Annotated in this window: 30 protein-coding genes; 14 read left to right on the top strand and 16 right to left on the bottom strand. The window is 38.4% G+C overall.

Annotated elements, in window-relative coordinates; all coding sequences use genetic code 11:
- Nucleotides 1–174: 174 nt before the first annotated feature.
- The 3 genes from EM808_RS09475 to EM808_RS09485 are packed head-to-tail and all read left to right on the top strand — an operon-like array spanning nucleotide 175 to nucleotide 1,779.
- Nucleotides 175–744, top strand: coding sequence for a chromate transporter (locus EM808_RS09475; RefSeq protein WP_127737972.1), 570 nt, complete (start codon nucleotides 175–177; stop codon nucleotides 742–744).
- Nucleotides 745–746: 2 nt separating this feature from the next.
- Complete coding sequence (locus EM808_RS09480) at nucleotides 747–1,286, top strand: chromate transporter (protein ID WP_127737973.1); 540 nt, start codon at nucleotides 747–749, stop codon at nucleotides 1,284–1,286.
- Nucleotides 1,287–1,302: 16 nt separating this feature from the next.
- Nucleotides 1,303–1,779, top strand: a complete 477-nt coding sequence (locus EM808_RS09485) for an Lrp/AsnC family transcriptional regulator (protein WP_127737974.1) — start codon at nucleotides 1,303–1,305, stop codon at nucleotides 1,777–1,779.
- A 41-nt stretch (nucleotides 1,780–1,820) separates the two neighbouring features.
- Here EM808_RS09485 and EM808_RS09490 read toward each other — a convergent pair whose 3' ends face one another.
- The 4 genes from EM808_RS09490 to EM808_RS09505 are packed head-to-tail and all read right to left on the bottom strand — an operon-like array spanning nucleotide 1,821 to nucleotide 5,400.
- Nucleotides 1,821–2,396 (bottom strand): 5' nucleotidase, NT5C type, encoded by a 576-nt coding sequence (locus EM808_RS09490; RefSeq protein WP_127737975.1) that lies wholly within the window; start codon nucleotides 2,394–2,396, stop codon nucleotides 1,821–1,823.
- Nucleotides 2,397–2,414: 18 nt separating this feature from the next.
- Nucleotides 2,415–3,518 (bottom strand): FAD-dependent monooxygenase, encoded by a 1,104-nt coding sequence (locus tag EM808_RS09495; RefSeq protein ID WP_127737976.1) that lies wholly within the window; start codon nucleotides 3,516–3,518, stop codon nucleotides 2,415–2,417.
- 35 nt (nucleotides 3,519–3,553) lie between these two features.
- On the bottom strand, nucleotides 3,554–4,648 hold the full coding sequence (gene ribD / locus EM808_RS09500) for a bifunctional diaminohydroxyphosphoribosylaminopyrimidine deaminase/5-amino-6-(5-phosphoribosylamino)uracil reductase RibD (RefSeq protein WP_182102010.1): 1,095 nt from the start codon (nucleotides 4,646–4,648) through the stop codon (nucleotides 3,554–3,556).
- A gap of 11 nt (nucleotides 4,649–4,659) precedes the next feature.
- Nucleotides 4,660–5,400, bottom strand: a complete 741-nt coding sequence (locus tag EM808_RS09505; RefSeq protein ID WP_127737977.1) for a GTP cyclohydrolase II — start codon at nucleotides 5,398–5,400, stop codon at nucleotides 4,660–4,662.
- A gap of 373 nt (nucleotides 5,401–5,773) precedes the next feature.
- Between EM808_RS09505 and EM808_RS09510 the strand changes: the two genes are divergently transcribed.
- Together EM808_RS09510 and EM808_RS09515 are read left to right on the top strand one after the other, a co-directional pair.
- Nucleotides 5,774–6,652 carry a TetR/AcrR family transcriptional regulator gene (locus tag EM808_RS09510; RefSeq protein ID WP_127737978.1) on the top strand — a complete coding sequence of 293 codons (879 nt, stop codon included), beginning with the start codon at nucleotides 5,774–5,776 and terminating at the stop codon, nucleotides 6,650–6,652.
- A gap of 94 nt (nucleotides 6,653–6,746) precedes the next feature.
- A complete protein-coding gene (locus EM808_RS09515; RefSeq protein ID WP_127737979.1) occupies nucleotides 6,747–7,745 on the top strand; it encodes a potassium channel family protein in 999 nt (332 codons plus the stop codon).
- Nucleotides 7,746–7,794: 49 nt separating this feature from the next.
- Here the strand turns inward: EM808_RS09515 and EM808_RS09520 are convergent, their stop codons facing one another.
- The 3 genes from EM808_RS09520 to EM808_RS09530 all read right to left on the bottom strand — a co-directional run bounded on the left by EM808_RS09520 (nucleotide 7,795) and on the right by EM808_RS09530 (nucleotide 10,990).
- Nucleotides 7,795–8,127 carry a four-helix bundle copper-binding protein gene (locus EM808_RS09520; protein WP_127737980.1) on the bottom strand — a complete coding sequence of 111 codons (333 nt, stop codon included), beginning with the start codon at nucleotides 8,125–8,127 and terminating at the stop codon, nucleotides 7,795–7,797.
- Nucleotides 8,128–8,266: 139 nt separating this feature from the next.
- Complete coding sequence (locus tag EM808_RS09525) at nucleotides 8,267–9,616, bottom strand: glucose-6-phosphate isomerase (protein WP_127737981.1); 1,350 nt, start codon at nucleotides 9,614–9,616, stop codon at nucleotides 8,267–8,269.
- Nucleotides 9,617–9,826: 210 nt separating this feature from the next.
- Nucleotides 9,827–10,990, bottom strand: a complete 1,164-nt coding sequence (locus EM808_RS09530; RefSeq protein ID WP_127737982.1) for an iron-containing alcohol dehydrogenase — start codon at nucleotides 10,988–10,990, stop codon at nucleotides 9,827–9,829.
- Nucleotides 10,991–11,237: 247 nt separating this feature from the next.
- On the opposite strand from EM808_RS09530, the gene EM808_RS09535 reads away from it, so the two are divergent.
- A complete protein-coding gene (locus tag EM808_RS09535) occupies nucleotides 11,238–11,471 on the top strand; it encodes a DUF378 domain-containing protein (protein ID WP_127737983.1) in 234 nt (77 codons plus the stop codon).
- 39 nt (nucleotides 11,472–11,510) lie between these two features.
- On the opposite strand, the gene yugI is transcribed toward EM808_RS09535, so the two are convergent.
- The 4 genes from yugI to EM808_RS09555 form a co-directional block, all read right to left on the bottom strand.
- Nucleotides 11,511–11,921 (bottom strand): S1 domain-containing post-transcriptional regulator GSP13, encoded by a 411-nt coding sequence (gene yugI, locus EM808_RS09540; RefSeq protein WP_127737984.1) that lies wholly within the window; start codon nucleotides 11,919–11,921, stop codon nucleotides 11,511–11,513.
- 201 nt (nucleotides 11,922–12,122) lie between these two features.
- Nucleotides 12,123–13,295: an aminotransferase gene (locus tag EM808_RS09545; protein ID WP_127737985.1), complete on the bottom strand. Its 1,173-nt coding sequence runs from the start codon at nucleotides 13,293–13,295 to the stop codon at nucleotides 12,123–12,125.
- On the bottom strand, nucleotides 13,295–13,795 hold the full coding sequence (locus EM808_RS09550; RefSeq protein ID WP_127737986.1) for an Lrp/AsnC family transcriptional regulator: 501 nt from the start codon (nucleotides 13,793–13,795) through the stop codon (nucleotides 13,295–13,297). Before EM808_RS09550 ends, EM808_RS09545 begins: the two co-directional genes overlap by 1 nt.
- A 42-nt stretch (nucleotides 13,796–13,837) precedes the next feature.
- Nucleotides 13,838–14,098 carry a DUF1871 family protein gene (locus EM808_RS09555; RefSeq protein ID WP_127737987.1) on the bottom strand — a complete coding sequence of 87 codons (261 nt, stop codon included), beginning with the start codon at nucleotides 14,096–14,098 and terminating at the stop codon, nucleotides 13,838–13,840.
- A 259-nt stretch (nucleotides 14,099–14,357) separates the two neighbouring features.
- Between EM808_RS09555 and EM808_RS09560 the strand changes: the two genes are divergently transcribed.
- Nucleotides 14,358–15,614 carry an Nramp family divalent metal transporter gene (locus EM808_RS09560; protein WP_225314795.1) on the top strand — a complete coding sequence of 419 codons (1,257 nt, stop codon included), beginning with the start codon at nucleotides 14,358–14,360 and terminating at the stop codon, nucleotides 15,612–15,614.
- Between the two features lie 57 nt (nucleotides 15,615–15,671).
- Here EM808_RS09560 and EM808_RS09565 read toward each other — a convergent pair whose 3' ends face one another.
- Nucleotides 15,672–16,184: a superoxide dismutase family protein gene (locus tag EM808_RS09565; protein WP_127737989.1), complete on the bottom strand. Its 513-nt coding sequence runs from the start codon at nucleotides 16,182–16,184 to the stop codon at nucleotides 15,672–15,674.
- Between the two features lie 133 nt (nucleotides 16,185–16,317).
- On the opposite strand from EM808_RS09565, the gene kapB reads away from it, so the two are divergent.
- The gene (gene kapB, locus EM808_RS09570; RefSeq protein WP_127737990.1) at nucleotides 16,318–16,698 is read left to right on the top strand and encodes a kinase-associated lipoprotein KapB; all 381 of its coding nucleotides are present in this window, start codon (nucleotides 16,318–16,320) and stop codon (nucleotides 16,696–16,698) included.
- Nucleotides 16,699–16,760: 62 nt separating this feature from the next.
- Here kapB and kapD read toward each other — a convergent pair whose 3' ends face one another.
- Entirely contained in the window at nucleotides 16,761–17,381 is a 621-nt protein-coding gene (kapD, locus tag EM808_RS09575; protein ID WP_127737991.1) for a 3'-5' exonuclease KapD, read from the bottom strand.
- 219 nt (nucleotides 17,382–17,600) lie between these two features.
- Between kapD and EM808_RS09580 the strand changes: the two genes are divergently transcribed.
- Nucleotides 17,601–19,460, top strand: coding sequence for a transglycosylase domain-containing protein (locus tag EM808_RS09580; protein ID WP_127737992.1), 1,860 nt, complete (start codon nucleotides 17,601–17,603; stop codon nucleotides 19,458–19,460).
- Nucleotides 19,461–19,585: 125 nt separating this feature from the next.
- Here EM808_RS09580 and EM808_RS09585 read toward each other — a convergent pair whose 3' ends face one another.
- Entirely contained in the window at nucleotides 19,586–20,140 is a 555-nt protein-coding gene (locus tag EM808_RS09585) for a DUF5366 family protein (protein ID WP_127737993.1), read from the bottom strand.
- Nucleotides 20,141–20,451: 311 nt separating this feature from the next.
- On the opposite strand from EM808_RS09585, the gene EM808_RS09590 reads away from it, so the two are divergent.
- Complete coding sequence (locus EM808_RS09590; protein ID WP_127737994.1) at nucleotides 20,452–20,631, top strand: asparagine synthase; 180 nt, start codon at nucleotides 20,452–20,454, stop codon at nucleotides 20,629–20,631.
- Nucleotides 20,632–20,782: 151 nt separating this feature from the next.
- Nucleotides 20,783–21,163, top strand: coding sequence for a hypothetical protein (locus EM808_RS09595; protein ID WP_127737995.1), 381 nt, complete (start codon nucleotides 20,783–20,785; stop codon nucleotides 21,161–21,163).
- Nucleotides 21,164–21,206: 43 nt separating this feature from the next.
- Here EM808_RS09595 and EM808_RS09600 read toward each other — a convergent pair whose 3' ends face one another.
- Complete coding sequence (locus tag EM808_RS09600) at nucleotides 21,207–21,404, bottom strand: hypothetical protein (RefSeq protein WP_127737996.1); 198 nt, start codon at nucleotides 21,402–21,404, stop codon at nucleotides 21,207–21,209.
- 207 nt (nucleotides 21,405–21,611) lie between these two features.
- On the opposite strand from EM808_RS09600, the gene EM808_RS09605 reads away from it, so the two are divergent.
- The 3 genes from EM808_RS09605 to EM808_RS09615 are packed head-to-tail and all read left to right on the top strand — an operon-like array spanning nucleotide 21,612 to nucleotide 23,991.
- Complete coding sequence (locus tag EM808_RS09605) at nucleotides 21,612–22,379, top strand: SDR family oxidoreductase (protein WP_127737997.1); 768 nt, start codon at nucleotides 21,612–21,614, stop codon at nucleotides 22,377–22,379.
- Nucleotides 22,380–22,435: 56 nt separating this feature from the next.
- Complete coding sequence (locus tag EM808_RS09610) at nucleotides 22,436–22,954, top strand: hypothetical protein (RefSeq protein ID WP_127737998.1); 519 nt, start codon at nucleotides 22,436–22,438, stop codon at nucleotides 22,952–22,954.
- A gap of 2 nt (nucleotides 22,955–22,956) precedes the next feature.
- The gene (locus EM808_RS09615; RefSeq protein WP_127737999.1) at nucleotides 22,957–23,991 is read left to right on the top strand and encodes an alpha/beta fold hydrolase; all 1,035 of its coding nucleotides are present in this window, start codon (nucleotides 22,957–22,959) and stop codon (nucleotides 23,989–23,991) included.
- A gap of 53 nt (nucleotides 23,992–24,044) precedes the next feature.
- On the opposite strand, the gene EM808_RS09620 is transcribed toward EM808_RS09615, so the two are convergent.
- The gene (locus EM808_RS09620; RefSeq protein WP_127738000.1) at nucleotides 24,045–25,547 is read right to left on the bottom strand and encodes a leucyl aminopeptidase; all 1,503 of its coding nucleotides are present in this window, start codon (nucleotides 25,545–25,547) and stop codon (nucleotides 24,045–24,047) included.
- Nucleotides 25,548–25,787: the final 240 nt, after the last annotated feature.

Raw genomic sequence — 25,787 nt, forward strand, 5'->3', positions numbered from 1 at the left:
GTTTCAAACTCTTTTTCGCGGGGTATAACGCATTATCACATTTTCATATTGTTATATTTTTTTATATTATTTAATTCAAATAACAGCAATTATGTTATTATATTTACGAAAAGATATTAATCACGCATTTATCGATTACATAATGTCCGTTTAATACAGAAGGGGGAAAAGCAGATGGTTTATAAAGAAATAATTATTGCAATGTGCCGGTCTGGCATACTTGGTTTTGGAGGGGGGCCTTCCGTTATACCTCTTATCCGTTATGAAGCCGTGACAAAATTTAAATGGCTTGATAATGATGAATTCGGTGAAATTCTGGCGATTGCCAACACTTTACCAGGGCCAATTGCGACCAAAATGGCAGCATATCTTGGTTATCGACAAAAAGGTATTTTGGGAGCTATTGTATCAGTACTTGCCCATATTTTACCGACATGTCTGGCAATGGTCATATTGATTTCATTCATCAACGTTGTTAGCCATTCAGCAGTCATTACAAGCATGGTGTCTGCCGTCATTCCTGTTATTGCCGTTATGCTTGGCTTGATGGCATATGAGTTTGCGGAAAAGGCAATCAAAGGGTTAGGAATATATGTTGGTGTAGCTTTAACATTAATTTGTCTGTTTTTACTGCAATACATTTCCATTCATCCTGCAATTGTCGTTTTAATATTTTTAACTTATGGAGCATTTCATTTCAACCTTAAAGATCGTATTTTCCATAAAAAAGAAAGAGGCATGTAAATATGATATTAATCAGCATCTTTTTAAGTTTCCTATTATCTAATATTTTTGGCTATGGTGGCGGACCAGCTTCCATTCCTCTCATGTATGAAGAGATTGTTAATCGCTATAATTGGCTTTCAAATGCCGATTTCTCCAATATGCTAGCACTTGGTAATGCTCTTCCCGGTCCAATCGCAACAAAAATAGCCGCATATGTCGGGTTTGGAATTGGCGGATGGTGGGGCTTTATCGTAGCTTTAGTAGCAACTGTTGTACCATCTGCTGCTGCCCTTATTTTTCTTGCTAATATCATGAGTAAGCATCGTGATTCAAAAATAGTGAAAGGAATGGCACTTTTAGTTCAGCCTGTCATTGCGGCATTAATGATAATCCTTACATTTGAAATGCTGCAAGACTCCTATATTTCTTTAGGATGGATTCAAACAGCTGCTATCGCGGTGATTTCCTTTGCCTTACTGCAGAAATTTAAGATTCACCCTGCTATTGTTATTATCTTAGCCTTTGCATATGGCGGCATTGTTGTACCCCATTTAAATTAGAAAGGAACAGACCTAAATGACAAATGGACATGAACTGACGCCAAGTAAATTAGATCAGATTGATCATGCAATATTGTCATTATTGCATGATAATGGCAGGATTTCCTACACAGATATCGGAAAAGAAGTTGGAATATCAAGGGTAGCAGTGCAAATGCGAATCAATGCAATGGTGGAGAATGGCATAATTGAAAAGTTCACAGCTGTTATTAATCCTGTAAAAATCGGCAAGACGGTGTCTGCTTTCTTTAATATTGATGTGGAACCAAAGCATCTTGAGGAGGTAGCTGAATTATTAGCAAATGAAGCCGCTATAAGCAGCCTCTATCATATGACAGGGCCAAGTAAATTACATATGCACGGAATTTTTGCAGACAATCATGAAATGGAGCAATTTTTAACGAATAAATTATACGCTATCCAAGGTGTTGTCAGTGTCGATTGCCAAATGCTCATAAAAAGGTATAAGAGCAGGATGGGAATGAAGCTATAAAAAGGCAAATGAAAAAAGCAGGGGATTTATTCCTGCTTTTTTCATTTGCCTTCTGCTAGTTTAAGATATTCCCAAACATCTGCCCAACTGTATACTCTATCATAGGAAAGATTCTTATTATACGATTGGTCCTTCACTAGCAGTTGAACACCAGTTTCTGCAAGTGTATCCAAAACAGCAGGCTTATCATCCATATAGTAATCAAGCCCAAGATTTTGGATAACATCTATTTTCTCATGATCAGCCATCCCGCAGAAAAAGTGATCATCCTTAACAGGAAAGCCCTGTGCTTTCATCCATTCCTTTGTACGTTCTGCAAACACCTTGTTTCTTGCTGTAATATAATAAACTTCATGTCCATTAGCAGTCAGCTTTTGCAGAAATTCAACTGCACTTGGATATGGGGGACAATCTGTGAAATATATCTCTTCACTTAAAGAGTTCCACATATTTTTACCCTCTTCACCATCTAGACCAAACGGTTCATGTATTTCTACTGTTTTTAGTGCATGAAAATGATCGACATGCACATCCTTATGCAGCTTTTTATTATATAAATGAAAGGCATGCTCACGTAAACTAATTAATGTATCATCAATATCAAAACCGAACCTCATTATATGCTTCCCTTCCAATCAATTAACAACTACAGCTGCGGGAAAATGGTCCTTAAAGGTCGCTTCTCTGCGAAGCTGCTCTTCCTGTACCTTTTCTACCTCTGTTTTCCGGACAGCCTCGTATATCTTTAATAAATCCATCGATTCATTCTGGAGAAGAATTCGTTCTAATAGTTCCGCAAGCACCTCTGCATCCTTTAAGGAACTGTTAAGACCAAATGCTCCAGTTGGACTCATTGTATGGGCTGCATCTCCTAATAAAATCACATTATTATTGATCCATGTTTTGCTTTTAGAGCTTTCCACCTTCAAAAGTACGAAATCCTTCCATTCCTTAATATGCGAATGCACTGACTCCTCAAGCTCTGGAAATGCAGATAAAAGCTGGTCCGTAAAATGCGAGAAGGATCCTTTACGAAGTGCAGGAAAACTTCCCTCCTCTATATTCCAGCCAATTTGGATAAACCCTCCGAATTGTGTGAAAAGGGCAAGCTGGCTGCCCTGGACTAGCGCCATCTTAATGGCAGGTTCCCAATTAGATGGTGCAGGAATTTTTGCCCAAAGCAAATCATAGCCGTGCTTAATTGCCTCAACAGGGAAATCCCCTTTTTTTCTTATCGTTGAAAATCTTCCATCTGCGCCAATAATGATTTTGCTGTTGATAACGGTTTCAACACCGTTAATTAACGCGATTACACCAGAATAATCTCCCGTTTCAGTCTGGATTAGCTCCTTAACAGCACTATCCATTTCCAGTCTAAACGCAGCGTTCCTTGATGATTCCTCCAACAGCAGCTTCAGCAGATGCTTTTGTGGAACATGTATGCCAGTATGTCCGACTTCTGGATGGGGATGGATGCTTTTGACTACTTTACCATCTGCTATATAATCAACTTGGCTCATGCAAAGAATGCCTTTTTTCTTCAATTTGGAAAAGAGCCCAGCACTTTTGAGGACCTGCTCTCCCTCCTCATTTAAGTGCTCTCCTCGAAATTCTTTATCCACATCATGATGCCGTTCAAGCAGGATAGTCGAGACTCCTGCTTTACTCAACAAATAAGCCAGCATTGCCCCACCAGGACCTGCACCTACAATACAAACCTCTGCATTCAGAACTGTCATTTCCCCATCCTCTTCCCTTAATCTTTCACTGCTGGTTAACCAGCCGGGTATGCGAAAACCTTTAAGTCTTCTCCTACCTTTTCTACTGTTTCAAACCTCAATTGCACAGCCTCATCGACTGTTTCCACGTCTTCCCCTCTAAAAGGAGTATAGGAGGATTTTCCGCCTAAAATCTTTGGTGCAATGTAAACAATGTATTTTTGAATGAGCCCATCTCTCATGAAGCTTGCATTCACTTCACTGCCACCTTCAAGCAGGATATCTGTTATCCCCTCTTCATACAGCCTCTTCATTGCTTCCTTCAGATCAAGCCTTCCATCATCAGACACCTGAATGATTTTAACGCCTTTCTCTTTTAATGCCGAAGCCTTTTCATGATTGATATCTAGTCCTGTAACAATGATCGTTTGAGCTTCAGAGCAATCTGCCACATTTGCATCAATTGGTGTTCGCAGCTTGCTGTCTAAAATAATTCGAATTGGATTTTTGGCAGGCTGGTCTAGTCGAGTCGTTAATCTTGGATTGTCAGCTAATACCGTTCCTACACCGACAAGGATCGCATCCACTTCATTGCGAAGATAATGGACCTCTTTCCTCGCTTCCTCCCCTGTAATCCATTGACTGTGACCTGTATATGCGGCAATTTTGCCGTCTAATGTCATGGCAACCTTAGAGATAACAAATGGAGTTTGTGTGATCATATTGTGCATAAAGCGCTCATTTAGCTTTTTTGCCTCCTCCTCAAGCACACCAACCTCCACTTCAATACCAGCATTCTTGATAATGCCAATGCCCTTACCAGCGACAGAAGGATTCGGATCCTGTGCTGCAACTACAACTCTCTTCACACCAGAGTCCTTCACTAAATTCGCACATGGTGGTGTTTTCCCGTAATGCGAGCATGGCTCCAATGTAACATAAAGAGTCGCGTCTTTCGCATGTTCGCCAGCCATCTTGAAGGCATGAACCTCTGCATGGGGCTCACCTGCTTTCCTGTGCAGACCAGAACCGACAATAACGCCATCCTTAACTAAGATTGCACCGACTACTGGGTTCGGATTTGTTTTCCCCTTTGCAGTTTCTGCAAGGTCCAAAGCCATTTTCATAAAATCATGATCAGTTTTTATCATCATTCTGCTCCTCAAAAAGTCACAATTTCTTCTTGTAATGGAATATGTCCGGATTTCATTACCTTTGTATCTAAATACTTCTCATTAAATTCTGATCTGTCTCCCCAAAGAGGAACATTTTCTTCTGCAGTTAATCCGAGCTTTTTCAATGCTTCCAGCTTTTTCGGGTTATTAGTAATTAATTTAACAGGCTTTGTACGCAATGCTTGCAGAACACTGATTGGCTCTTCATAGCTTCTTGTATCATCAGCAAAATCAAGGGCATGATTTGCCTCTACAGTATCCATGCCTTCCTGTTGAAGCAGATACGCTAATGACTTAGTGAATAGACCAATTCCTCGACCTTCATGGTTTGCCAAGTAGAAAAGTGCTCCGCTGCCATTATCAACAATCATTTTCATTGACTGGTGCAGCTGATACCCACAATCACAGCGTTTGCTTCCAAATATATCCCCTGTATGGCAAATACTGTGCATGCGGATTAGCGTTTCATCTATATGTTCAAAGTCTCCATATACTAGTACTGATGACTGCTGGTACTCAGCCAGATTTAATGAAGGCAAGCTCTTAAGAAGCTCCTCTTTTGATTGTTGCTCGGTGATCGCAAGCCATGTATACCATTGGAATGTTACCACTTTATCCTCAAGCTGAACGGGCAGCTTAACAGGCCCAACTAAGCATAATTTTTTGTCTTCCTTGAAAGGTATCATGTTCATTTTATTTTGAAGAAGATCAATTACTTCTTTTTTCATATTTAAGTCTCCTTTGAAATTCATCCATCTTAATTTGCATCATTTAATGATTTTTAAACAAACCACTTACTATATGTAAGTAAGTATATATATACAAGAAGATAGCGTCAAGTAATTAATTTACCTATTTTTTCGACTCTTGGTCTCTTATCGTACAGAAAGTGATAATTATTATCATAAAGGAATATCTTTTTTTGTACAAACAACTTTTTTTTACTCTAAAATAAGAAGGGACAAATGGTACAATAGAAAGAACCAGCTATCTTTTTACTTATTTTCAGTTGTATGGTTTAATAGTAAAATCTCGATAGGAATTTTATACTTTTATTCACTTTTCCAACTCTTCCTTATAAAAGAATAGGAGGCGCTTCGTTTGAAAGAGAAAGAAAAAAAAATAATAGACTCTGCGCTGAAGCTTTTCGCGCAAAAAGGATATTCCTCCACCTCCATTCAAGAAATAGCAAATGATTGCGGAATATCCAAAGGTGCTTTTTATATATATTTTAAGTCGAAGGATACATTATTATTTGCTATCCTCGATTATTATTACAAGGAATTAGTAGAGCTATTTGACAGCATCAAACATAAAGACATTACAGCAAAGGATAAGCTGGTTGAACAAACATCAGCCTTTTTTGTACATGCTTTAAAACATAAAGATTTCATTATCATGCAAACACGCGAGCAAGCAATTCCGCTAAATGATTCCATTAAGCAATTAATAATCCAAATGCAGACAGATATTAGAGAATTTTCTTTAGATTACTTACTTGAATTATACGGAGAAAAAACAAGTCGCTTTCACTTGGATTTACAAATCATGTATGAAGGACTGTTGCAGTCATTTTTGAGGCTTCTGCTTCATGGACAGATTGACATGAGTGCAATGAATCTGTCTCAATATTTATGGAGAAGAATGGACTCAATCGTGGCTGGGATATCGGGCGAAACCCCTATCTTCACAGAAGCCAATATACACAAATTACTGCATAAGCCGAAAATCGATTTTATGGCAGCAAATACGGAAAAAGCAATCGATATCCTTAATCAAATCCGCAAAAAAGCCGAAGGATATTCAGATAAAGAATCAATTGAAATTACATTGGACGTACTGGAATCGGAAATTAAAACAGACTCCCCTCGTAATCCTATTATCCAAGGAATGCTTTCAAACCTTGCAGGACATGACGAGCTGCAAGAATCAATTGAGAAAATCAAAAGGCATTATTGCATTTCTCCCTTTACTAAGTGAACAGGCATTACAATAAAAATCTTTCATTTAATTATGAAAGATTTTTATTTCGTCCATAATGAAATATATACATTTTAAGATGGAGTGAAATATTTTGCCGAACACTGTACTCACCGCATTTCTACGTCTTCCGATCAGTATCAGAATTCTAACTATTGCAGTTTCCATTATCTTATTTTTCGGAATGGTTATTACGATAGTAGAGCCTGACAACTTCCCATCCTTTTTTGAAGGAGTATGGTGGGCAATTATCACAGCATCCACAGTCGGATATGGGGATTACACTCCTACTACAATAATAGGAAGAGTGACAGGCATGCTGCTTATTCTTACTGGAGCAGGTTTTTTATCAACGTACTTAGTGACATTGGCAACAGCAGCAGTAGCCAGACAAAATGCCTTTATGGAAGGAAAATCAGCTTATAAAGGACAGGATCACATTGTTATTATCGGATGGAATGAACGTTCTAAGGCGCTGATTCAATCCATCTCTAAGGATGGAAAAAAAGCTGTCATTACGCTTGTTGATGAATCGCTCTCTCAAAATCCAAGCCCTGAGTCGCTCCATTTTATTCAAGGGAACCCAAATATTGATGCAACACTTCTTCGCGCTAATATTTGGAAAGCTAGCAAAGTCATTATTACTGCTGACCAAAGTAAAGACGAAATGTATGCTGATATGAATTCCATTTTGACATTGCTCGCCATAAAAGGGTTAAACCCTGCAGTTCCTTGTATTATTGAAATTTTGACTGTAGAGCAAGTAACGAATGCACATCGCGCCGGTGCTGATGAAATTATTCAAACAAATCGACTGTCAAGCTTTGTCATGCACAGCAGTCTAAATTCACAAGATACAATGATTGCCTTCCTTGATTTGTTAGGGAATTTCAAAGATAAAAGATTACAAATTGTCCCACTTGGGGAATGGAAGAACGAGGAAAGGCTTGATTTCGCTGCCCTCAGTTCGTATCTTCTTCTTGATGACAAACTTTTATTAGGGGTAAAAAGAGGCAGTCAGTCTTATATTAAGCCAGGGGCATCCTTTATGGTGGAAGAAAAAGATGAGCTTATCCTGATAGCCGGATTTTAGTTTGCATGAAAAAACAGCGCTCTAAAAATTAGCGCTGTTATGCATGAAATTACTTCTTTAAGTATGTTTTGCATGCTTCCATACATTGCAAGCAAATTTCTGCACAATATTGGCAATGCTTATGATCATGCTTTTGGCATTCCTGGGCACATGCTTCACAAACCTTCAGGCAAAGCTCGGCTAGTTCTTTCGCATATGGAGATTGGCGGATAATTGCTTGTTCTAGGTTGGAACAAAACTCCATGCATTCCCGGTCTAAGCGAATACAATCTATCATCATATTTGATTCATCTTCAGCAAGACATTCATTCAAGCAGTGATTAGTTGCTATCATACATTCCTGTAATGCCCTTATTAATGTCTGATCCTGTTCTACTAACATTCATATCCCTCCTAAAACAATTATGAATTATAGTAGTTATTTATCCTTAATTCCCTTCCTAAAAACATGAAAATATAAAATGCTGGAAACGAAAAGGACAATCCTTTAAATGGATTGTCCTTTTCATGTGATTAATCTCTTATTTCAAACGGCTCTCAAGTTCTGCTTTTTTCTCTTCGAAGCCTGGTTTGCCAAGCAATGCGAACATATTAACTTTATATGCTTCAACACCTGGTTGGTCGAATGGGTTAACTCCAAGAAGGTATCCGCTGATTGCGCATGCTTTCTCGAAGAAGTACACTAAGTAACCGAAAGTGTATTCATCCATTTCAGGAATTGTAACGATTAGATTTGGCACACCGCCATCTGTATGTGCAAGAAGCGTACCTTCAAATGCCTTGTTATTCACAAAGTCAACAGTTTTACCTGCAAGGTAGTTCAAGCCATCAAGATCGTTTTCTGCTGCTTCAATCGTTAATTCATGACGAGGCTTGTCCACTTTAACAACTGTTTCAAAAATATCGCGGCGACCTTCTTGAACATATTGCCCTAATGAGTGCAAATCAGTTGAGAAGTTAGCGGAAGACGGATAAATACCTTTTTGGTCTTTTCCTTCACTTTCACCAAACAGCTGTTTCCACCACTCAGAGAAATATTGAAGTCCTGGCTCATAGTTGATAAGCATTTCAATTGTTTTGCCTTTATTGTAAAGAACATTACGTACTGCAGCATATTGGTATGCAGCATTTTCACTTAATTCTGAAGAGCTGAAGTCTTCGCGAGCAGCTGCTGCACCCTTCATCATTTTCTCAATATCTGCACCACTAACTGCGATTGGAAGCAAGCCCACCGCTGTAAGTACAGAATAGCGTCCGCCAACATCATCAGGAATAACAAACGTTTCAAAGCCTTCTTCAGTAGCAAGTGTTTTTAATGCACCGCGCGCTTTGTCAGTTGTTGCATAAATTCTTGATTTAGCTTCCTCTGCACCGTATTTCTCTTCCAATAGCTTGCGGAAAATACGGAATGCAATTGCTGGCTCTGTTGTTGTACCAGATTTAGAAATAACGTTAATAGAGAAATCCTTATCACCTAAGAAATCAATAACATCGCTCATATATGTAGAGCTGATGTCTTTTCCGATGAAGATGATTTGTGGAGTTTTTCTTTTATCCTTAGATAAAGCATTATGGAAGCTGTGGTTCAGCATTTCGATTGCTGCACGTGCTCCAAGATAAGAGCCACCAATTCCGATTACAAGCAGAACTTCAGAATCGTTTTGGATTTTTTGTGATGATTTTAAAATACGGGAAAATTCTTCTTTATCATAATCAACAGGAAGATCGATCCAGCCTAAGAAGTCGCTTCCTGCTCCCGTTTTTTCATGTAAGGAATGATGAGCAACTTTAACCGCATCAGATAAGTATGTAATTTCATGTTCTCCAAAAAAGCTTAATGCCTTTGAGTAATCAAAACGAACGTGTGTCATAAATGATCCTCCATTATATTTATTTTTGTATCCTCTTTCACTTTATACAATGTGTCCAAACTAATCAAGAATGAGATTGTTTTGGAAGCGGATACAAACAGACTTTTTTTCCGATATTCATCTTTTAGTCACTATTACCTATTAGGTCCCAGCTTGATAAATTAGCTGGGACCCAATAGTATATTATGATCAATAGAAGCTAAGCACGTCTTACAAGGATGCTTTGTAAATAGCGCGAACGTCTTCTGCCTTCAATAAATTAAAGCGTCCGAATTCTCCTCTTGCCATTGCTCTGTCAACCATTAGCTCAAGCTTGCTGTCATCGATATCATAATCTGCAAGCGTTGATGGTGCACCGATGCTGTTCCAGAATTCTCTTAGCTTTTCGATGCCTTCCAATCCAGCTTCCTCATCTGTTTTACCTTCTGGGTCCACTCCAAACACTCTTACAGCAAGCTGTTTGAATCTTGAAGGCTTCACATTCAAGTTATGCTTCATCCAGTTAGGGAAAAGAATGGCAAGTCCTCCTCCGTGCGGAATATCATAAACAGCTGACACCGCATGCTCGATATTATGTGTTGCCCAATCTCCTTGGTAACCCATGTTAAGCATGCCGTTTAATGCCATTGTGCCGGAATATAGGATTGTTGAACGATATTCAAAATTCTCCAAGTCCTCAACAAGTTTAGGACCTGTTTCCATCACTGTTTTCAGCAAGGATTCACACATATAATCTTGGAATTGTGTGTTCTCTTCTAAATGGAAATAATGCTCAAGAACATGTGACATCATATCTACAATTCCATAAATCGTTTGGTTTTTTGGCACTGTATATGTATTCTCTGGATCAAGAATAGAGAAAACAGGGAATGTTAATGGGCTTCCCCAGCCATACTTTTCTTGTGTTTCCCAATTAGTAATAACAGAACCTGAGTTCATCTCAGAGCCTGTAGCAGCAAGTGTTAATACTGTTCCAAATGGCACTGCTTGTGTTGGTATTGCTTTTCTTGTCACAATATCCCATGGATCTCCATCATATTTAGCGCCGACAGAAATAGCTTTTGTACAATCAATAACACTTCCGCCGCCAACAGCTAAAATAAAATCAATTCCTTCTGTCTTGCAGATATCTACGCCTCTTTGAACAGTTGTTAAACGAGGGTTTGGCTCTACTCCTGACAGTTCAAAAACTTCTTTATTATTTTCTTTTAAGATGCCAACAACTTGGTCATAAAGGCCGCTGCGTTTAATGCTTCCTCCACCATAAACGAGAAGGATTTTATTTCCGTACGGAGCAAGTTGATCCGCGAGCTGCGATAATTGGCCCTTCCCAAAAATCAATTTTGTCGGGTTATAAAATGTGAAATTATTCATGCTCACTTTTCCTCCTATAATCAATATTAATGCTCCTTTTGTTCCTAAAATGAAGAAATCAGCAGGAGGACACTACTTATTATTTACTAAATTAATTCGAAAATCAAAAGAAATGAACTGACATTTGCCAAGTTACTTACCAAACATTATCTTACCCAAAAAAAAGAAAAAATGCAGAATAGCTAATGCATAAATGCAATTGCTTTGCAAAAGATAATAAGGAATCCAATACAAGGAGGAAATGAACATGAGTGGTATTCAAAGAACAGCATTAGTGTTGACGATTATAGGAGCAATAAATTGGGGACTAATTGGATTTTTTCAATTTGATTTAGTAGCAGCCATTTTCGGCGGGCAAGAATCTGCATTATCTAGAATCATCTATGGATTGGTTGGACTTGCAGGCTTAATCAATTTAGGACTCCTATTCAAGCCTAGTGCTGAAGTATCTCGTGAACCTGAACCAAGATCAATTAAATAACAAAAAAAGCAGAATGCGTGAGCATCCTGCTTTTTTTTATTATTTCTTAATTAAATCGCTACGGTTTGATTGATCAATCCACTCTTGCAATTTGTCTTTAAGTGTATTGAAGCCTTGGCTGCTGTCTGCATCAACAGTAACAGGAGCTGCTTGGCGCTTAGCGCGAGGTTTTTTTGTTTTTTCAGCATCTGCTGGAGCTGCTGGTGCTTCTTCAGTAGCACGGATAGATAATCCGATTTTTCCTGCATTTCCATCAACAGATAGAACTTTCACTTTAACTTCGTCGCCAACTTTAAGGAATTCATTGATATCCTTAACATAGCCATGTGTTACTTCTGAAATATGAACAAGCCCTTGTTGGTTTTCGTCTAGAGAAACGAAAGCGCCGTATGGCTGAATTCCAGTTACCTTTCCTGTTAATACACTTCCAACTTCGATTTTATCTGACATGAGAACACTCCTAGTATTTTATATATTAATTTTTCCTTTAATATGCATTATAAAATTATATCACAAAAGATACGTTAATACAAAAAGTATTTTTATATCGCTGTGTTTAATCAAGACATTTTAAGTTTTCACAAATATTACTTAATAAATGCTAGCAGAATGTTTCCAAACAAAAAAAGGACCGTTCTAATGAACGGACCATTATTGTCTGTATCTATCTGTAAAATCCTTCATTCTCTTCAAAGCTTCTTGCAGTTGTTCTAATGAGGATGCATAGGAGCAACGAATATGGCCTTCTCCACTCTCTCCGAAAACATTTCCTGGTACGACTGCTACTTTTTCTTCCATTAATAGCTTCTCTGCAAATTGCTCTGATGTTAAGCCTGTTGCTGTAATGTCAGGGAATGCATAGAACGCTCCGCCAGGAATATGGCAGCTTAAGCCCATATCGTTTAATGACTGCACAACAAGATTTCGTCTGCGGCGATAGCTTTTTCTCATGTCCTCGACATCATTGCTGCCAGATTTTAGTGCCTCAAGTCCTGCAAACTGTGCCATTGTAGGTGCACACATTAAACTGTATTGATGGATTTTAAGCATAGCCTGCGTTAATTCCTCTGGTGCACACACAAAGCCAAGCCTCCAACCAGTCATGGCAAATCCTTTAGAAAAACCGGAAATGAGCAATGTTCTGTCCCACATTTCGTTTATTGCAGCCATACTTGTGTATTCCTCGTCATAGCATAGCTCTGCATAAATCTCATCTGAAATTATCAGCAAATCATGCTTTTTAGCAACATTTGCGATTGCCTCTAATTCAGATGCAGACAAAAGAGAGCCTGTCGGATTGCTAGGCGAACAAATCATGATTGCTTTTGTTTTAGCTGTTATTACAGCTTCAAGCTGTTCAGGAAGAACCTTAAATTCATTTTCCTTTAATGTTTGGACAGGAACGGGGTTGCCTCCTGCCAAGGTAACGAGCGGTGCATAGGCAACAAAGCATGGCTCAAGCACAATAACTTCCTCATCTGGATTTAAGATTGCTCTTAAAGCAATATCAATTGCTTGACTTGCACCAACTGTAACAATAATTTCTGATTTAGGATTATACTCAACATGAAATCTTCTGTTCATATAAGAGGATATTTCCTCTCTCAGCTCCAGCATACCTGGATTTGCCGTATAGGAAGTATAGCCTTGCTCCAAGGAGAGGATGGCGGCTTCCCTTGCAGACCATGATGTTACAAAGTCTGGCTCCCCAACGCCAAGTGAGATGACTCCCTCCATGTTGGAAGCCAAATCAAAAAATCTCCTTATGCCCGAAGGCTTCATTTCCGCAACTTTGTCGGCAATATAGCTTTTTGTCTGATTCATCACGGTGACACCACTATCCTTTTATCATCATTATTCGGTTCAAAAATTGTCCCATCATGCTTGTATTGCTTAAGGATGAAATGAGTTGTCGTTGACAAGACTGAATCCAATGTGGACAGCTTTTCTGACACGAATCTAGCCACATCGTTCATTGATTTCCCTTCAATAATAACAGACAAATCGTATGTCCCTGACATTAAGTATAATGATTTCACTTCTTTAAAGCGGTAAATTCTTTGTGCAACCTCGTCAAATCCAACTCCACGCTTTGGTGTCACCTTAACATCGATCATTGCGGTAACGCCTTCATGCCCCTCCACTTTTGACCAGTCCACAATGCTTGTATAGCGGACAACTACTTTCATATCTTCCAATTTTGCTACAATTTCTTTAGTCGTCTGCAAATCTTCCTCAATCATTTTAGAGATATCTTCATCTGTAATACGGGCGTTTTTTTCTAAAATTTCTGCCACTTCAATTTCTTTTTCTGTCAACTTCATTTATATCCCTCCAAAATTTTGAGTGAAAAAATTTTCCCCAGATTAAAGGGCACAAGAACCGCTTTCCTTTGTAAGCAATAGCTTTGCTGAAATAGAAAGACAATTTTCCATCGGAATCGTTTCTTCGAAGGAAAACTCGTATATCTTCTGAATTTTTGCTGCAAGTTCCTCTACATTGTCAATTTTATGGACAGCATAGACACAATCTGCAATTTCGGTATCATAATTTCCCTTCCCGATTTTGAAGGGATCCCATTCATCCAAAAGCATTACAAGCTCTACGTTCACTTCTTGGTTATCCATACTTTCACCTTTATTCCTATTTTGCTGTCCATATTTTATCACAAAATATGTGCCGTTAACACGATAACAACCAAAATGGGCTAATTTTTTGCTGTGGATTTTAAGAACCAGCACAGACCAATTAGCCCCATTATTTACTTCATACATTTTATTGCAGAATCATTGACAAAATAGAAAACGAGGAATATTCTAAGATAAAGTTGCGTTAAGGAAACATTTTATCGTATAGGAAAAAACCAAAAGAAATCAGGTGAACAAATTGGAAAGAAGTAAACAGGCTTCTCATGTAGATTCTGTTTTAAATGGTCCTAAAGGAATTAAAAAGTTTCTGCCGTTTCTTGGTCCTGCCTTTATCGCTGCCATTGCCTATATTGATCCGGGTAATTTTGCTACAAATATCGCTGCAGGCTCCCAATACGGTTATTTATTATTATGGGTTATCTTGTTTTCTAATATTATGGCCTTAATCATTCAATCATTATCTGCAAAGTTAGGTATTGCTACAGGAAAAAACCTCGCCGAAGTAGCGAGAGAGGAATTCCCTAAACCCGTCAGCATCGGCTTATGGATTCAAGGTGAACTAGTCATTATCGCTACCGATTTAGCCGAATTCATTGGTGCTGCACTTGGTATTTATTTACTTTTCGGCATCCCAATGCTTGAATCCAGCATCATTGCTGCAATCGGCAGCTTTGCTATATTGGAGCTGCAAAGAAGAGGCTACCGCTCCCTTGAGGCTGGAATTACAGCGATGCTTTTTATCGTTGTCTTATCTTTTATTGCACAAATGTTTTTTGCTAAACCGGATTTACAGTCTGTCATGCATGGTTTATTTACACCACAGTTCAAGGGTACTGACAGTGTACTGCTTGCTGCAGGGATACTTGGGGCAACCGTTATGCCACATGCAATCTATTTACACTCTGCCTTAACTCAAAAGCGAATTGTCGGCAGAACGGATCAAGAAAAGAAAATGATCTTCCGTTTTGAGTTCTTTGATATCCTTATTGCCATGTTGATTGCAGGTTTTATCAATGCTGCTATGCTAATCGTTGCAAGTGCATTATTCCATGCAAATGGCTTTGTTGTTAATGATCTTGATGTTGCCTTCACGCATTTTGAGCAATTAGTTAGTCCGTTATCTGCCATATTGTTCGGTTTAGGACTTTTAATTGCAGGCTTATCCAGCTCTTCCGTTGGTACAATGTCTGGCGATGTGATTATGCAGGGCTTTATCAATTTCCGAATTCCGATTTATGTGAGAAGGCTGATTACCATTATTCCGCCGATCATCATCATTGCTTCAGGGGTTAACCCAACTTCAGCATTAGTATTAAGCCAGGTTATCCTGTCCTTTGGTATTGGTTTTGCTTTAATCCCACTAATTATGTTTACTAGCAGTAAACGAATTATGGGCAGTTTGCGAAATACAAGGATAATAACTGTTCTCTCTTGGATTATTGCGACAGTTATCGTGCTATTAAACTTATTCTTGCTTTACGATACTTTTTTCTAAGGATCACTACAAATACAAAAAAGCATGTGAACCAATTCAGTTCCATGCTTTTTTTGACTATTTTTTTATTTCTCCACATGAAACTCTGTTCCCAGAATCTCCAGCCGGCTGTGTCATTCCATCATCTGGTTGTTCTGTTATAACGATAGAAGTTCCCTTTGGTGTAAATAATGAATTTTTCGCATCTCGCAGTGTAACCTGCGGTGCCATTAACTCTGCCTTTACAGAACCATCTGCCTCAACAATAATATTGGGAAGGTCCCCAGCGTGAGCTCCTTTTGGGTGAAGCAAGCCATGCTCTTTGTCCTCAGGATTTAAGTGATTGCCAGCGCTCTGAAACTCAGGAGCCTCACATTTTCCTATTTCATGAATGTGAATACCATGCACTCCAGGTGTTAACCCCTTTAAATTCACCGTGAGCATCACTCCTGATGTTTGCTCCTCTATATTGATTGTACCTAAGGAATCACCGACATCATTAAACATTTCCACATCTACCTTAGATACATCTCCTGTCGCACAACCTGCAATAATAAGAAGTGCCGCTATCATAGGAATGATTTTTTTCATTTACGAACTCCTCCAATATCGATAATAGGAGTATTATTTGTAGAAATAATCAAATTATGCCGGTTCTTCTATTTCTAACATAACTAGTGGATATGGTACTATTTAAGAAAGATTGTACTAGGAGGCTTATGAAATGGATCTAGCAGTTGGTAATAAGGTTACCGCCATTTATAAAACAGGAAAATACATCGGTGAAATTACAGATATTCGCAGCAATAGCTATTTGGTTCGAGTATTAGCAGTGCTTAAGCACCCTATGCAAGGTGATTTACACAACCCAAAGCAGGCAGAGGGTGTCTTTTTTCATGAAAGGAAGGCACTTTCATTCAGAGAGCAAATGAACACGCCTAAGCCAATGGTAAAACTATATGAAGAGGAAATACCTGATTACAGGACATCACTTTTACAAGCTATCGATAAAATGCGATCAGAACTTACGGAGGATCATTCAGCATTTGCGGAAAAAAGCCTGAAAAATCTTGAAATACTTGAAACGGAGTATAACCGAGTATAATCTAAAAAAACAAAAAAAATAAAAGGGTGGCAACTAGTAAAACTTAGCTGTCAATCCTTTTTTTACGCAAATTTATTATAAAACTGGGATAAATCAATCAAATCACCGATTGTCGTCGTTTCTGTATTTCCTAAATACCTTTTGTCTTTTTCGACGAATTTAAAAATATCAAAGGTTGTAAGGGCATCATCCAAGGCTCGATGGTGTTTTCCTGTCCCTTCACTGCCATATTCCCGCACTGCTTTCCACAGCCCTGTCTGGTTTTGGTCTCCAAAAAACCTTTTGTACTCCATGGACAGATCAACTTCACTACAGAAATGAGGAAATGCCGCTCCTGCCATGCTGCAATTGTTTTTAAGCACCTTCATGTCCATATTGCCCCATGTTACCACAATATTTGAATAGCCACTGCCCATCTCCGTGATTTTTTCGAGCAAGCCCAAGAATGTAATTCCGTTATCGACTTGCTCCTGCGTAATATGTAAGAAGGACTTACATCGCTCTGAAAGAATGGGAAATTTATTAGGAGCCACATAGGCAGAAAAGGTTTCTCTTATCTTGTCATTTACGACAGCAACGATGCCGACTTCAATAATTTCCGGCTGAAACCCTTTATATTTAGTGTTTCTTTCTGGCATTGTAAATTCAAAGTCTATAAATAAATGCTGTTGCTGCTTCTCCATCTTTTCACCTTCTTTCTTCAGAATATCCGGTCGACTAAATTTTATAAAAGCCTTTTCTTCTATTATAACAGAATATTCACGAAGCTTTAAAATTTTCTATTTATTTTTTTATTAACTTAAATGATAATATTTTATCCCGTTTTTTTGCAAAATACTTCATGCATACATGCAAAAAATCCTTTATGCTTTTATTAACATCTTGATAATGAGGGAAAAGAAATGAGAAGAAAACTCGGAATTATCTTTACACTTTTAATGCTGCTTAGTTTAGTTGCTGTCCTTTATATGACAACAGCAGAAAAAAAGAAATATGTAAGCTTTCATCAATTTTTAGATGACAGTATTCCGCTGGCTTCCATGAAGCTTGCTCAGTCAAGCTATATAACCGATAATGACGGAAAAATCATTTCAGAAATCAACCCTTCTACAGGAATAAGAAAAATTGTGCCAAAAGAGGAAATTCCCCAATATGTGAGGGACTTGTTCATATTGTCTGAGGATCAACATTTTTATGACCATGTCGGGTTTGATCTTCCAGCTATCGGCAGAGCAATACTGACTAATGCAGAATCAGATTCAATTGAACAAGGCGGAAGCACCATCACACAACAGCTAGCAAGGAATATGTTTCAGTCCTACGACAAGACATACAACCGAAAACTGAAGGAACTGCTTTATGCCTACGAATTAGAAAGAAAATGGACAAAGGAAGAAATCCTGACACAATATATTAATGCTGTTTATTTTGCTAATAACATATATGGCCTAGAAGCAGCAGCAAATTATTATTTCAGCAGCAAGGCTAGCGACCTGTCAAAAGCAGAGCTTACTTTTTTGGCAAGCATACCTAACAACCCAACAATCTATGATCCAATTAAGCATTTTGAGCAAACGAAAAAAAGACAAGCTCGGTTGATTCAGTTAATGAAGAAGGAAGGTAAGATTTCCGCAAAGGAATCAGAGCAAATGTCCCAAGAAAAAATCACGCTCCGCCTTCAAAAGAAAACAGACCTTTATCCTGATTATGTCACATATGTAGAGGATGAATTAAGAGCACTTGTTTCCGTAAAAACAGGTTATGCAGAAAAAATAAAACATGCAGATGAACAGGAAACAGAGATACTTAGCAAAAAACTTGATGCAGAGGTCCAAAATGTTCTTGAGCAAGGGATTGTTATTCAAACGGGTTTAGATCGCAAGCTGCAGGCTAAAGCTGTCAATGCTGTTAAAAGCTCACTTAGCTCCATAGATGCAGATGGAGCTGCTGTTGTCATCAACCATAACAGCCATACAATCAGCGCACTTGCTGGCGGAAAAAAGTATCAAAAATACGAATTTAACCGAAGTTATCAGGCATATCGCCAGCCGGGATCTGCCATTAAGCCACTGCTTGTGTACGGACCTTATCTTCAGGAAACTGGCAAGAATATCTCGAGTCTTGTGAATGCAGACGATTTTTGTAAGGATGGCTATTGTCCGCAAAATTACAGTGGACGAGGATATGGCAATGTGACATTAGAGCAGGCTTTTATTCACTCCTATAATACGCCTGCTGTCAGGCTTGTTGATGAAATTGGGATAGAGACTGCATTTGGCTACTTAGCTCATTTTCCATTTAAGAAGGTAACAGAAAAGGATATTCATTTGTCCTCTGCAATCGGCGGATTCACGACAGGAATGTCACCATTAGAGTTAACGAATGCTTACACGGTTTTTGGTAACGACGGCAACTTCGAAAGCTCTCATGCTATTACCTCTGTTACAGATCTTGACGGTAAACTGCTATTTAAATGGGAAGAAAAAGAAGAAAAAGTTTGGAATTCAGACACAAACGACAAAATGAGAGCACTGCTCCAAAAAACAGTCACTGCCGGAACAGCCAAAAAGGCAAGCTTTCCATCTGCTTATCTCGGGGGCAAAACAGGTACTACTAATGATTATAAAGACTACTGGATGGTCGGATTATCCAAGGATATCACCGTCGGCGTCTGGGTAGGAAATGATACACCAACAAACCTGAAGAGCATTGAAAGCAAAGCACCTCATTTGTCCATTTGGAAAAAGATAATGATGCCATAAAAATCCTTTGTTCCTGGACATTTGGGTATTAGAATTAGAACGTAGAAAGGCTTCGGCGCTAAAAGCACCGAAGCCTTTCTGTTCTCACCCCGTGAAAAAATCTCCTACATTTCAGTGTATCCATCTTAAATGGGCAGGCTTCCAATAATAGCATTGTAAAGCTTGATACATAACAAAATGAATCCGGTTATCATGACTGCCCATGTCAATACTTGAAAAAAGATATAAAATACAATGCCACTAAAACTGAGGCTACTGCTCGCTGAATTAACAAAATAGACGAAATAAACAAGCGTTGTCACAACAAAAATTCCAATCAAAAGTGCATAGCTGTAAACACCAAAAAGAGACAGAATGCTTCCGCAAAAATAAATTAGGCTTCCTTTCCTTGTTTTGATCAAGCTTTCACCTTTTGAATCAATGGAAAAAAATAATAACGATAATCCATTCAAAGTATCTGCAATAAGTTTCAGTGCAGATAAGGCCATAAAAATAAAAACACAAAAAAACAGCAATAGTGCGAGCCTTATCCCTGTTTCTGAAAAAAACTCCAGCAGGCCTTCATACATGCCCAGCCTCTTAAAAACATCAATAATACTTGATTGAATACGGATAGCAAATGATAAACTAAAAAAACTTATTGAAAAAAGCGGAAAGTAACTTGTTAAATAAGTATTCATCTATTCCCTTTTTATCTCCTTATACTAAACATTATCTTAATCACACTGTGTTTATTGTAGTAAAAAAGTCATTATTGTGCAAAACTCTATAGAAAAACGATTGCCTCACTTCTATTTTTTTCCTAATAAAAACATTTATACCCCCTACTTTTTGGGAGAATCATGCCTCCGTGTTTCCATCAAAATGATTCAAACAACAGCAATTAAGCTTATTGTAATATGTACCAACAAATTACAAGGCTAACAACATACAAAGAAGAGCATATTATTATTGTCCAGTTAGGGACAAACTTGAACCGGGGTGAAACTAAATGGAAAATATTCGTGAAGGCTTAATTCCAACTGTTTTAGGTACTGCAGTAACAACAGCTGGTATTGTAATGAAACAAAATCGCAGAATCGATTCCATGATTTCTAATACTGTGTTTGGCTTTGGCTTGGCACATATTGTATTAGGAGCTATTGATTTAGTGGAGCACCGTAATAAGTAAAAATTCCAAGCATTAGTGCGAAATGTCGTTTTTTCGCCTAATGCTTTTTTATTTCTCCAAAGTGTAGAAAAGTGCTTAAATTGTTCATATGAAAAACAGGGGAAGAATACGATTAAATATCCACTACTTAAAAGTGATCGGAGTGAATATTATGTTTAGACAACATTCTCATCGCTGTTACCCCTTTTCACCAATACCTATTCACCCATATTTGTACTACCCATATCCATTTCGCCAGCTGCCAGAAGTAAAGCCAGACCAGTTTGTGAAGAGCGCTCAAAATAGCTTGATATTGCTAACAGATGCAAGGACTCTTATGACAAGATTTCAATCAAAGGATTATGCAAGACGGGTCATGCAAGCAGCACAATCCTCCAACACAAATGCTGTTAACGAATTACTGCGAACAAGCGGTATTTCACATCTCCCAAAGGTAAAATATAACCCTGACGGAATTACATTGGATTTTGATAATAAAAATGCCCCTCCTTGCTGTTATTTAACGTTAAAGCTGCGCTGGAGCGAGCTTTAAAAAAGAAAAAACCCCGCATACAAAGAATGCGGGAGATAACTTCTTAGTAATAAGGGTATGGTCCGTACGGGCCTGGGCCATAAGGAACTGGACCATAAGGGACTGGTGGCCCATAAAAATAAGGTCTTGGTCTTACTAAAGCTCCGCCTACTGCTCCACCAACTAATCCGCCTATTAAACCACCAACTAACGGTGCGCCAAAAAATATTCTCGAGTCATGAGGATGTCTATATCCATACATATGTTGCATTGCCTCCTCTTCTTGTGTTCTATTTATCCTTACTCTATTACATATGCATCTGTCCCTTTTTTGGACTGGGCACCAGCCTTACACAAGGAAATTCCCCTAAGTTATAGGCTTGGGGGGATTCATTATTTTAAGCACCTTTCACCCACTGCTTGTTTATACTATAAGGAAATCTTTAACTACAGGAGGATAATCATATAGATGAATGAGTTATTCGATCTTACAGGAAAGACGGCTATCGTTACAGGTGGTGGAAGAGGGTTAGGAAAGGAAATGGCAACATGCTTAGGAGAAGCTGGTGCCAATATTGTTATTTGTTCGAGAAAGCTTGAAAACTGCAGTGAAACAGTAGAATTTCTTAAAGCAAAGGGAATTCAAGCAATCGCACTTGCTTGTGATGTAGCAAATCAAAAGGAAATAGAAGAAGTAATTGAAAAAACCGAGGAACAGTTTGGCTCGATTGATATCCTTATTAATAATAGCGGAACTTCCTGGATAGCTCCTACATTAGATTATCCTGAGGATAAATGGGACAAAGTCATGGATGTTAATGTAAAGGGAGCTTTCTTATTTTCACAAGCTGCTGCCAAAAAAATGCTTGAGCAAAAGTCAGGAAAAATTATCAATATCTCCTCCGTAACTGCTTTATTCGGCACACACCCACTCTTTTTAGACGCCATTGCTTATAACACAAGCAAGGGTGCCATTATCACATTAACAAAAGAACTGGCAGTTAAGCTCGCTCCTTATAATATTCAAGTAAATGCAATTGCGCCTGGCTTTTTCCCAACAAAGATAACATCTGTCTTAGAGAAACACGAAAAACAGCTTTTGATGAAGATACCAGCACATAGAGCTGGTGATTCAAAAGACTTAAGAGGACTGACTCTTTTATTAGCAGGTTCTGGTTCTGACTATATTACTGGACAGACAATTGCCATAGATGGTGGCATGTCAACAATGCTTTAAGAGAAACTTAGCAACAAATAAAAAAAATAGTGAACAATGAAGAAAGGATGTTTTTTATGGGTCAGGTTACCTTAGATGTATATGATTTACTGAAGCGAGGAGGAACTTTTCTTCAATTCCAAATCAACAATATGATTCAAAATCAGCTCAATAATTATTCCTTAATTGAACTAGCTAAATCACAACCAAAAGCGCTTGCCAAAAAAATTAAAACAGTTCAAAAATATACAGAACAGACGGCTACCATTTTGAATTTCCCAACAAAAACGGATTTATCCAATGCTACACAGCTAATAATTCAATCAGAAGAAAAAATTGATAATATTGAGGACCAGATTTATCAAATGACAAGAATGCTGCAAGAAATGAAGGAGCTTGTTGAAAAGATTGCTTCTAGCGATGAAACAAATTCTGAACCGATTTCGCTAATTTTAAGTGAGGAAATCGCCAAACAAGAGGAAGAAATAGCGTCCCTTCAACAAGGAATGCTGGATGTTAAACAGAAAATGGCCGAGCAAAAAGAACAGTTTTATTTGACAGAAGCATCCTCTGATGACCCGTATAAGGTGAATTAATTATGGTAATTAAACGATTTTCCCAATTTTTCGGGGCACTTACGGAGGAAGATATACCAGTCGGCCTCTCCGAAAAGTACCCTATTTGGAAGAAAAACAAAACAACCCTTTGGTATTATCCAGCTTCGCAAAAAAAATTCAAAGAACCCATTTTCCTTATTTATTCTATTGTTAATAAGGCATATATTTTAGACTTGGCTCCATCAATCAGCTTGATTGAGTCCTTTACAAATGCAGGATATGACACCTATTTAATTGACTTTGGCATTCCTGGCTTTGAAGATCGCGACACCTCAATTGATGACTATATTATAAAATATATTGATAAAGGCTACCAGCGCGCACTGCGCCATGCCGGCACAGATGAAATGACGGTCATTGGCTTTTGCCTCGGTGGAACAATTGCAGCTGTTTTTGCTGCAGTTACGAAGGAGAAAATAAAAAACCTTATATTAGCTGTATCACCAATTGATTTTTCTAGTTTCCCTATGTATGATAAATGGCTTACAGCACTCCGTAACGGCGAAATAGAAATGGAAGAATTTACCGATGCCATTTCCATGGTTCCGCCAGACTTTATTAAATATGGAACTAGAATGATTGCTGCACCTGTGTCCTACAGCCACTATTTGGCATTGCTGCACAGAGTCGGTGACCCAAAATACCGTGAGAAATGGCTAAGGATGAATAAATGGACCCTTGATCATATCCCGCTTCCAGGCAAGGCTTTCAAGCAGCTTATGAATGACTATATTCGTGATAACAAAATCGTGGAAGGCGGCTTGGAAATTAACGGAGAGCCTGTCGACTTTAAAAATATTACTTGTAACCTGCTTGTTTTTTCCACTAAATATGATCCACTTGTCCCAAGCACCCTATGTGAGCCCATCATGGACGTCGTTGGCAGTGAGGATAAGACATTCGTTTTGTTTGAAGGTGGTCATGCATCGTTAGTTGCTAACAAAAACATGCCTTATCCAATGGAAGAATGGCTTTATAACCATTGCATTGAGATAGATGGAGCGGACTCTCATTAATCCCCCCTTGAATAAAAAGAAGCTGTGCCTTATGAGCACAGCTTCTTTTTTGTTTAATCTTCTTGGCCAAATCTTTCGACCAATAATGCTAACGTTCTTGTCATGACGCCTGTAGCACCCGCTTTTTGCAGCTCTGAATTTTTATTCGTATAGGATGTACCTGCAATATCCAAATGTACCCATGGTGTGCCTTCTGCAAATTCTCCAATGAAAGCACCCGCAACAATTGCATGTCCTTCTCTTCCGGGAGAATTATTTAAGTCTGCCACTGGACTATTTCTTACTCTTTTTTTATGGCTTTCAAAAATCGGCAATCTCCAGATAGGTTCTCCGGCTTCATACGATGCCTCAAGTACTTGTTCAAACAGCAATTCATCATTTGTCATTGCACCTGTCGTTTCCATCCCAAGTGCGACAATGACACCGCCTGTTAATGTCGCAACATCAACAAGATAGTTTGCGCCATGATGCTTCGCATAAGTAACAGCATCTGCCAGCACTAATCGGCCCTCAGCATCGGTGTTCAACACTTCAATTGTTTTTCCACTCATAGATGTAATGACATCATCCGGTTTAAAGGCAGATCCGCTTATCATATTGTCTGTTGAAGCAATAACAGCCACAACGTTCTGTTCTGGCTTAAGCTCTCCAACAATCTCCATTGCGCCAAGAACTGCTGCAGCACCGCCCATATCTGTCTTCATCCCAACAATGCCGTCCTTCGTCTTGATTGAATAGCCACCAGTGTCAAAGGTAATTCCTTTCCCGACAAGACCGATAACATCTGTCCATTCTTCTTTTCCTTGATATTTCAGAACAATCATCTTAGGAGGTTCTGTCGAGCCTTGGTTTACAGCAAGAATTGCTCCCATGCCAAGCTTAAGCATATCCTCTTTCTCCAGTATTTCGACTTCAAATCCATATTTTCCACCGAGCTTTTCTGCATATGCAGCCATATCCGTTGCAGTCAGCATATTACCTGGCAAATTGACAAGTGTTCTTGCCGAATTTGTTCCGTTTCCATATGTATAGCCTACATTTGCAGCAGCACGAACTTCTTCCTCATCTGTTTCACTGTATAGAATGATTTCCTCTATCTTTTTTTCTGGCTCATTTGATTTTTGCTTATAGCCTGTATATTCATATGTAGATAATGCAAATGCTTCTGCTAATGCATGTGCAGCATCAAGCGAGTCAAGGGCATCATTGCTGAAAGAGTTCAACAGAACAGCAGCTTGTTGATACTTCCATTTCGACAACTCTTGAAAAACAGCACCGTAAACTTCTTGCAAATCATGGAAGGATAACTCCTTTTGTTTTCCCAATCCTGCAAAAACGATTCTTTTGGCACCAATCTTACCAAACGTATGAACGATATGTATTTGTTTTTTCTTCGCGGAAAGATCGCTTTCCTTCAATAAATTTGTCAGCTCACCGTCAAAGGCTTCGTCCAATTCCGCTAATTGGCCTTCCAGTTTAATAGATTTCTCAAACAATCCGATTACTATACATTCTAATTTATCTGCAAAATTCCATTCTTGTTTTAATGTAAACATTACTTTTTAATTCCTCCATTCTTCTATTCCTTCTCTATTATAGCGGACCGTTAGATATTTCGTATAGCTAATTAGTTTTTCACTATCAGAAAATTGCTTTTTTTAAGTAGAACTTCATCATTTTGGTTATGTTATAATAGTAATAAAGTGATTTTCTTTCAATTAACACTATTTCCATAATTGCGGTCTTTTATTATAGTGATGACAAGTATTACTTAATGAAAAGATTAATTTGCTGCA

The organism is Niallia taxi (assembly GCF_004005475.1).
GTDB classification, from domain to species: Bacteria; Bacillota; Bacilli; order Bacillales; family Cytobacillaceae; genus Niallia; species Niallia taxi.

Excerpts from the sequence above, each read along its gene's own strand:
- EM808_RS09475 (WP_127737972.1), top strand. The coding sequence starts at position 175 with ATGGTTTATAAAGAAATAATTATTGCAATGTGCCGGTCTGGCATACTT.
- EM808_RS09480 (WP_127737973.1), top strand. The coding sequence starts at position 747 with ATGATATTAATCAGCATCTTTTTAAGTTTCCTATTATCTAATATTTTT.
- EM808_RS09485 (WP_127737974.1), top strand. The coding sequence starts at position 1,303 with ATGACAAATGGACATGAACTGACGCCAAGTAAATTAGATCAGATTGAT.
- EM808_RS09490 (WP_127737975.1), bottom strand. The coding sequence starts at position 2,396 with ATGAGGTTCGGTTTTGATATTGATGATACATTAATTAGTTTACGTGAG.
- EM808_RS09495 (WP_127737976.1), bottom strand. The coding sequence starts at position 3,518 with ATGACAGTTCTGAATGCAGAGGTTTGTATTGTAGGTGCAGGTCCTGGT.
- ribD (WP_182102010.1), bottom strand. The coding sequence starts at position 4,648 with ATGATAAAAACTGATCATGATTTTATGAAAATGGCTTTGGACCTTGCA.
- EM808_RS09505 (WP_127737977.1), bottom strand. The coding sequence starts at position 5,400 with ATGAAAAAAGAAGTAATTGATCTTCTTCAAAATAAAATGAACATGATA.
- EM808_RS09520 (WP_127737980.1), bottom strand. The coding sequence starts at position 8,127 with ATGTTAGTAGAACAGGATCAGACATTAATAAGGGCATTACAGGAATGT.
- EM808_RS09525 (WP_127737981.1), bottom strand. The coding sequence starts at position 9,616 with ATGACACACGTTCGTTTTGATTACTCAAAGGCATTAAGCTTTTTTGGA.
- EM808_RS09530 (WP_127737982.1), bottom strand. The coding sequence starts at position 10,990 with ATGAATAATTTCACATTTTATAACCCGACAAAATTGATTTTTGGGAAG.
- EM808_RS09535 (WP_127737983.1), top strand. The coding sequence starts at position 11,238 with ATGAGTGGTATTCAAAGAACAGCATTAGTGTTGACGATTATAGGAGCA.
- yugI (WP_127737984.1), bottom strand. The coding sequence starts at position 11,921 with ATGTCAGATAAAATCGAAGTTGGAAGTGTATTAACAGGAAAGGTAACT.
- EM808_RS09545 (WP_127737985.1), bottom strand. The coding sequence starts at position 13,295 with ATGAATCAGACAAAAAGCTATATTGCCGACAAAGTTGCGGAAATGAAG.
- EM808_RS09550 (WP_127737986.1), bottom strand. The coding sequence starts at position 13,795 with ATGAAGTTGACAGAAAAAGAAATTGAAGTGGCAGAAATTTTAGAAAAA.
- EM808_RS09555 (WP_127737987.1), bottom strand. The coding sequence starts at position 14,098 with ATGGATAACCAAGAAGTGAACGTAGAGCTTGTAATGCTTTTGGATGAA.
- EM808_RS09565 (WP_127737989.1), bottom strand. The coding sequence starts at position 16,184 with ATGAAAAAAATCATTCCTATGATAGCGGCACTTCTTATTATTGCAGGT.
- kapB (WP_127737990.1), top strand. The coding sequence starts at position 16,318 with ATGGATCTAGCAGTTGGTAATAAGGTTACCGCCATTTATAAAACAGGA.
- kapD (WP_127737991.1), bottom strand. The coding sequence starts at position 17,381 with ATGGAGAAGCAGCAACAGCATTTATTTATAGACTTTGAATTTACAATG.
- EM808_RS09580 (WP_127737992.1), top strand. The coding sequence starts at position 17,601 with ATGAGAAGAAAACTCGGAATTATCTTTACACTTTTAATGCTGCTTAGT.
- EM808_RS09585 (WP_127737993.1), bottom strand. The coding sequence starts at position 20,140 with ATGAATACTTATTTAACAAGTTACTTTCCGCTTTTTTCAATAAGTTTT.
- EM808_RS09590 (WP_127737994.1), top strand. The coding sequence starts at position 20,452 with ATGGAAAATATTCGTGAAGGCTTAATTCCAACTGTTTTAGGTACTGCA.
- EM808_RS09595 (WP_127737995.1), top strand. The coding sequence starts at position 20,783 with ATGTTTAGACAACATTCTCATCGCTGTTACCCCTTTTCACCAATACCT.
- EM808_RS09600 (WP_127737996.1), bottom strand. The coding sequence starts at position 21,404 with ATGTATGGATATAGACATCCTCATGACTCGAGAATATTTTTTGGCGCA.
- EM808_RS09605 (WP_127737997.1), top strand. The coding sequence starts at position 21,612 with ATGAATGAGTTATTCGATCTTACAGGAAAGACGGCTATCGTTACAGGT.
- EM808_RS09610 (WP_127737998.1), top strand. The coding sequence starts at position 22,436 with ATGGGTCAGGTTACCTTAGATGTATATGATTTACTGAAGCGAGGAGGA.
- EM808_RS09615 (WP_127737999.1), top strand. The coding sequence starts at position 22,957 with ATGGTAATTAAACGATTTTCCCAATTTTTCGGGGCACTTACGGAGGAA.
- EM808_RS09620 (WP_127738000.1), bottom strand. The coding sequence starts at position 25,547 with ATGTTTACATTAAAACAAGAATGGAATTTTGCAGATAAATTAGAATGT.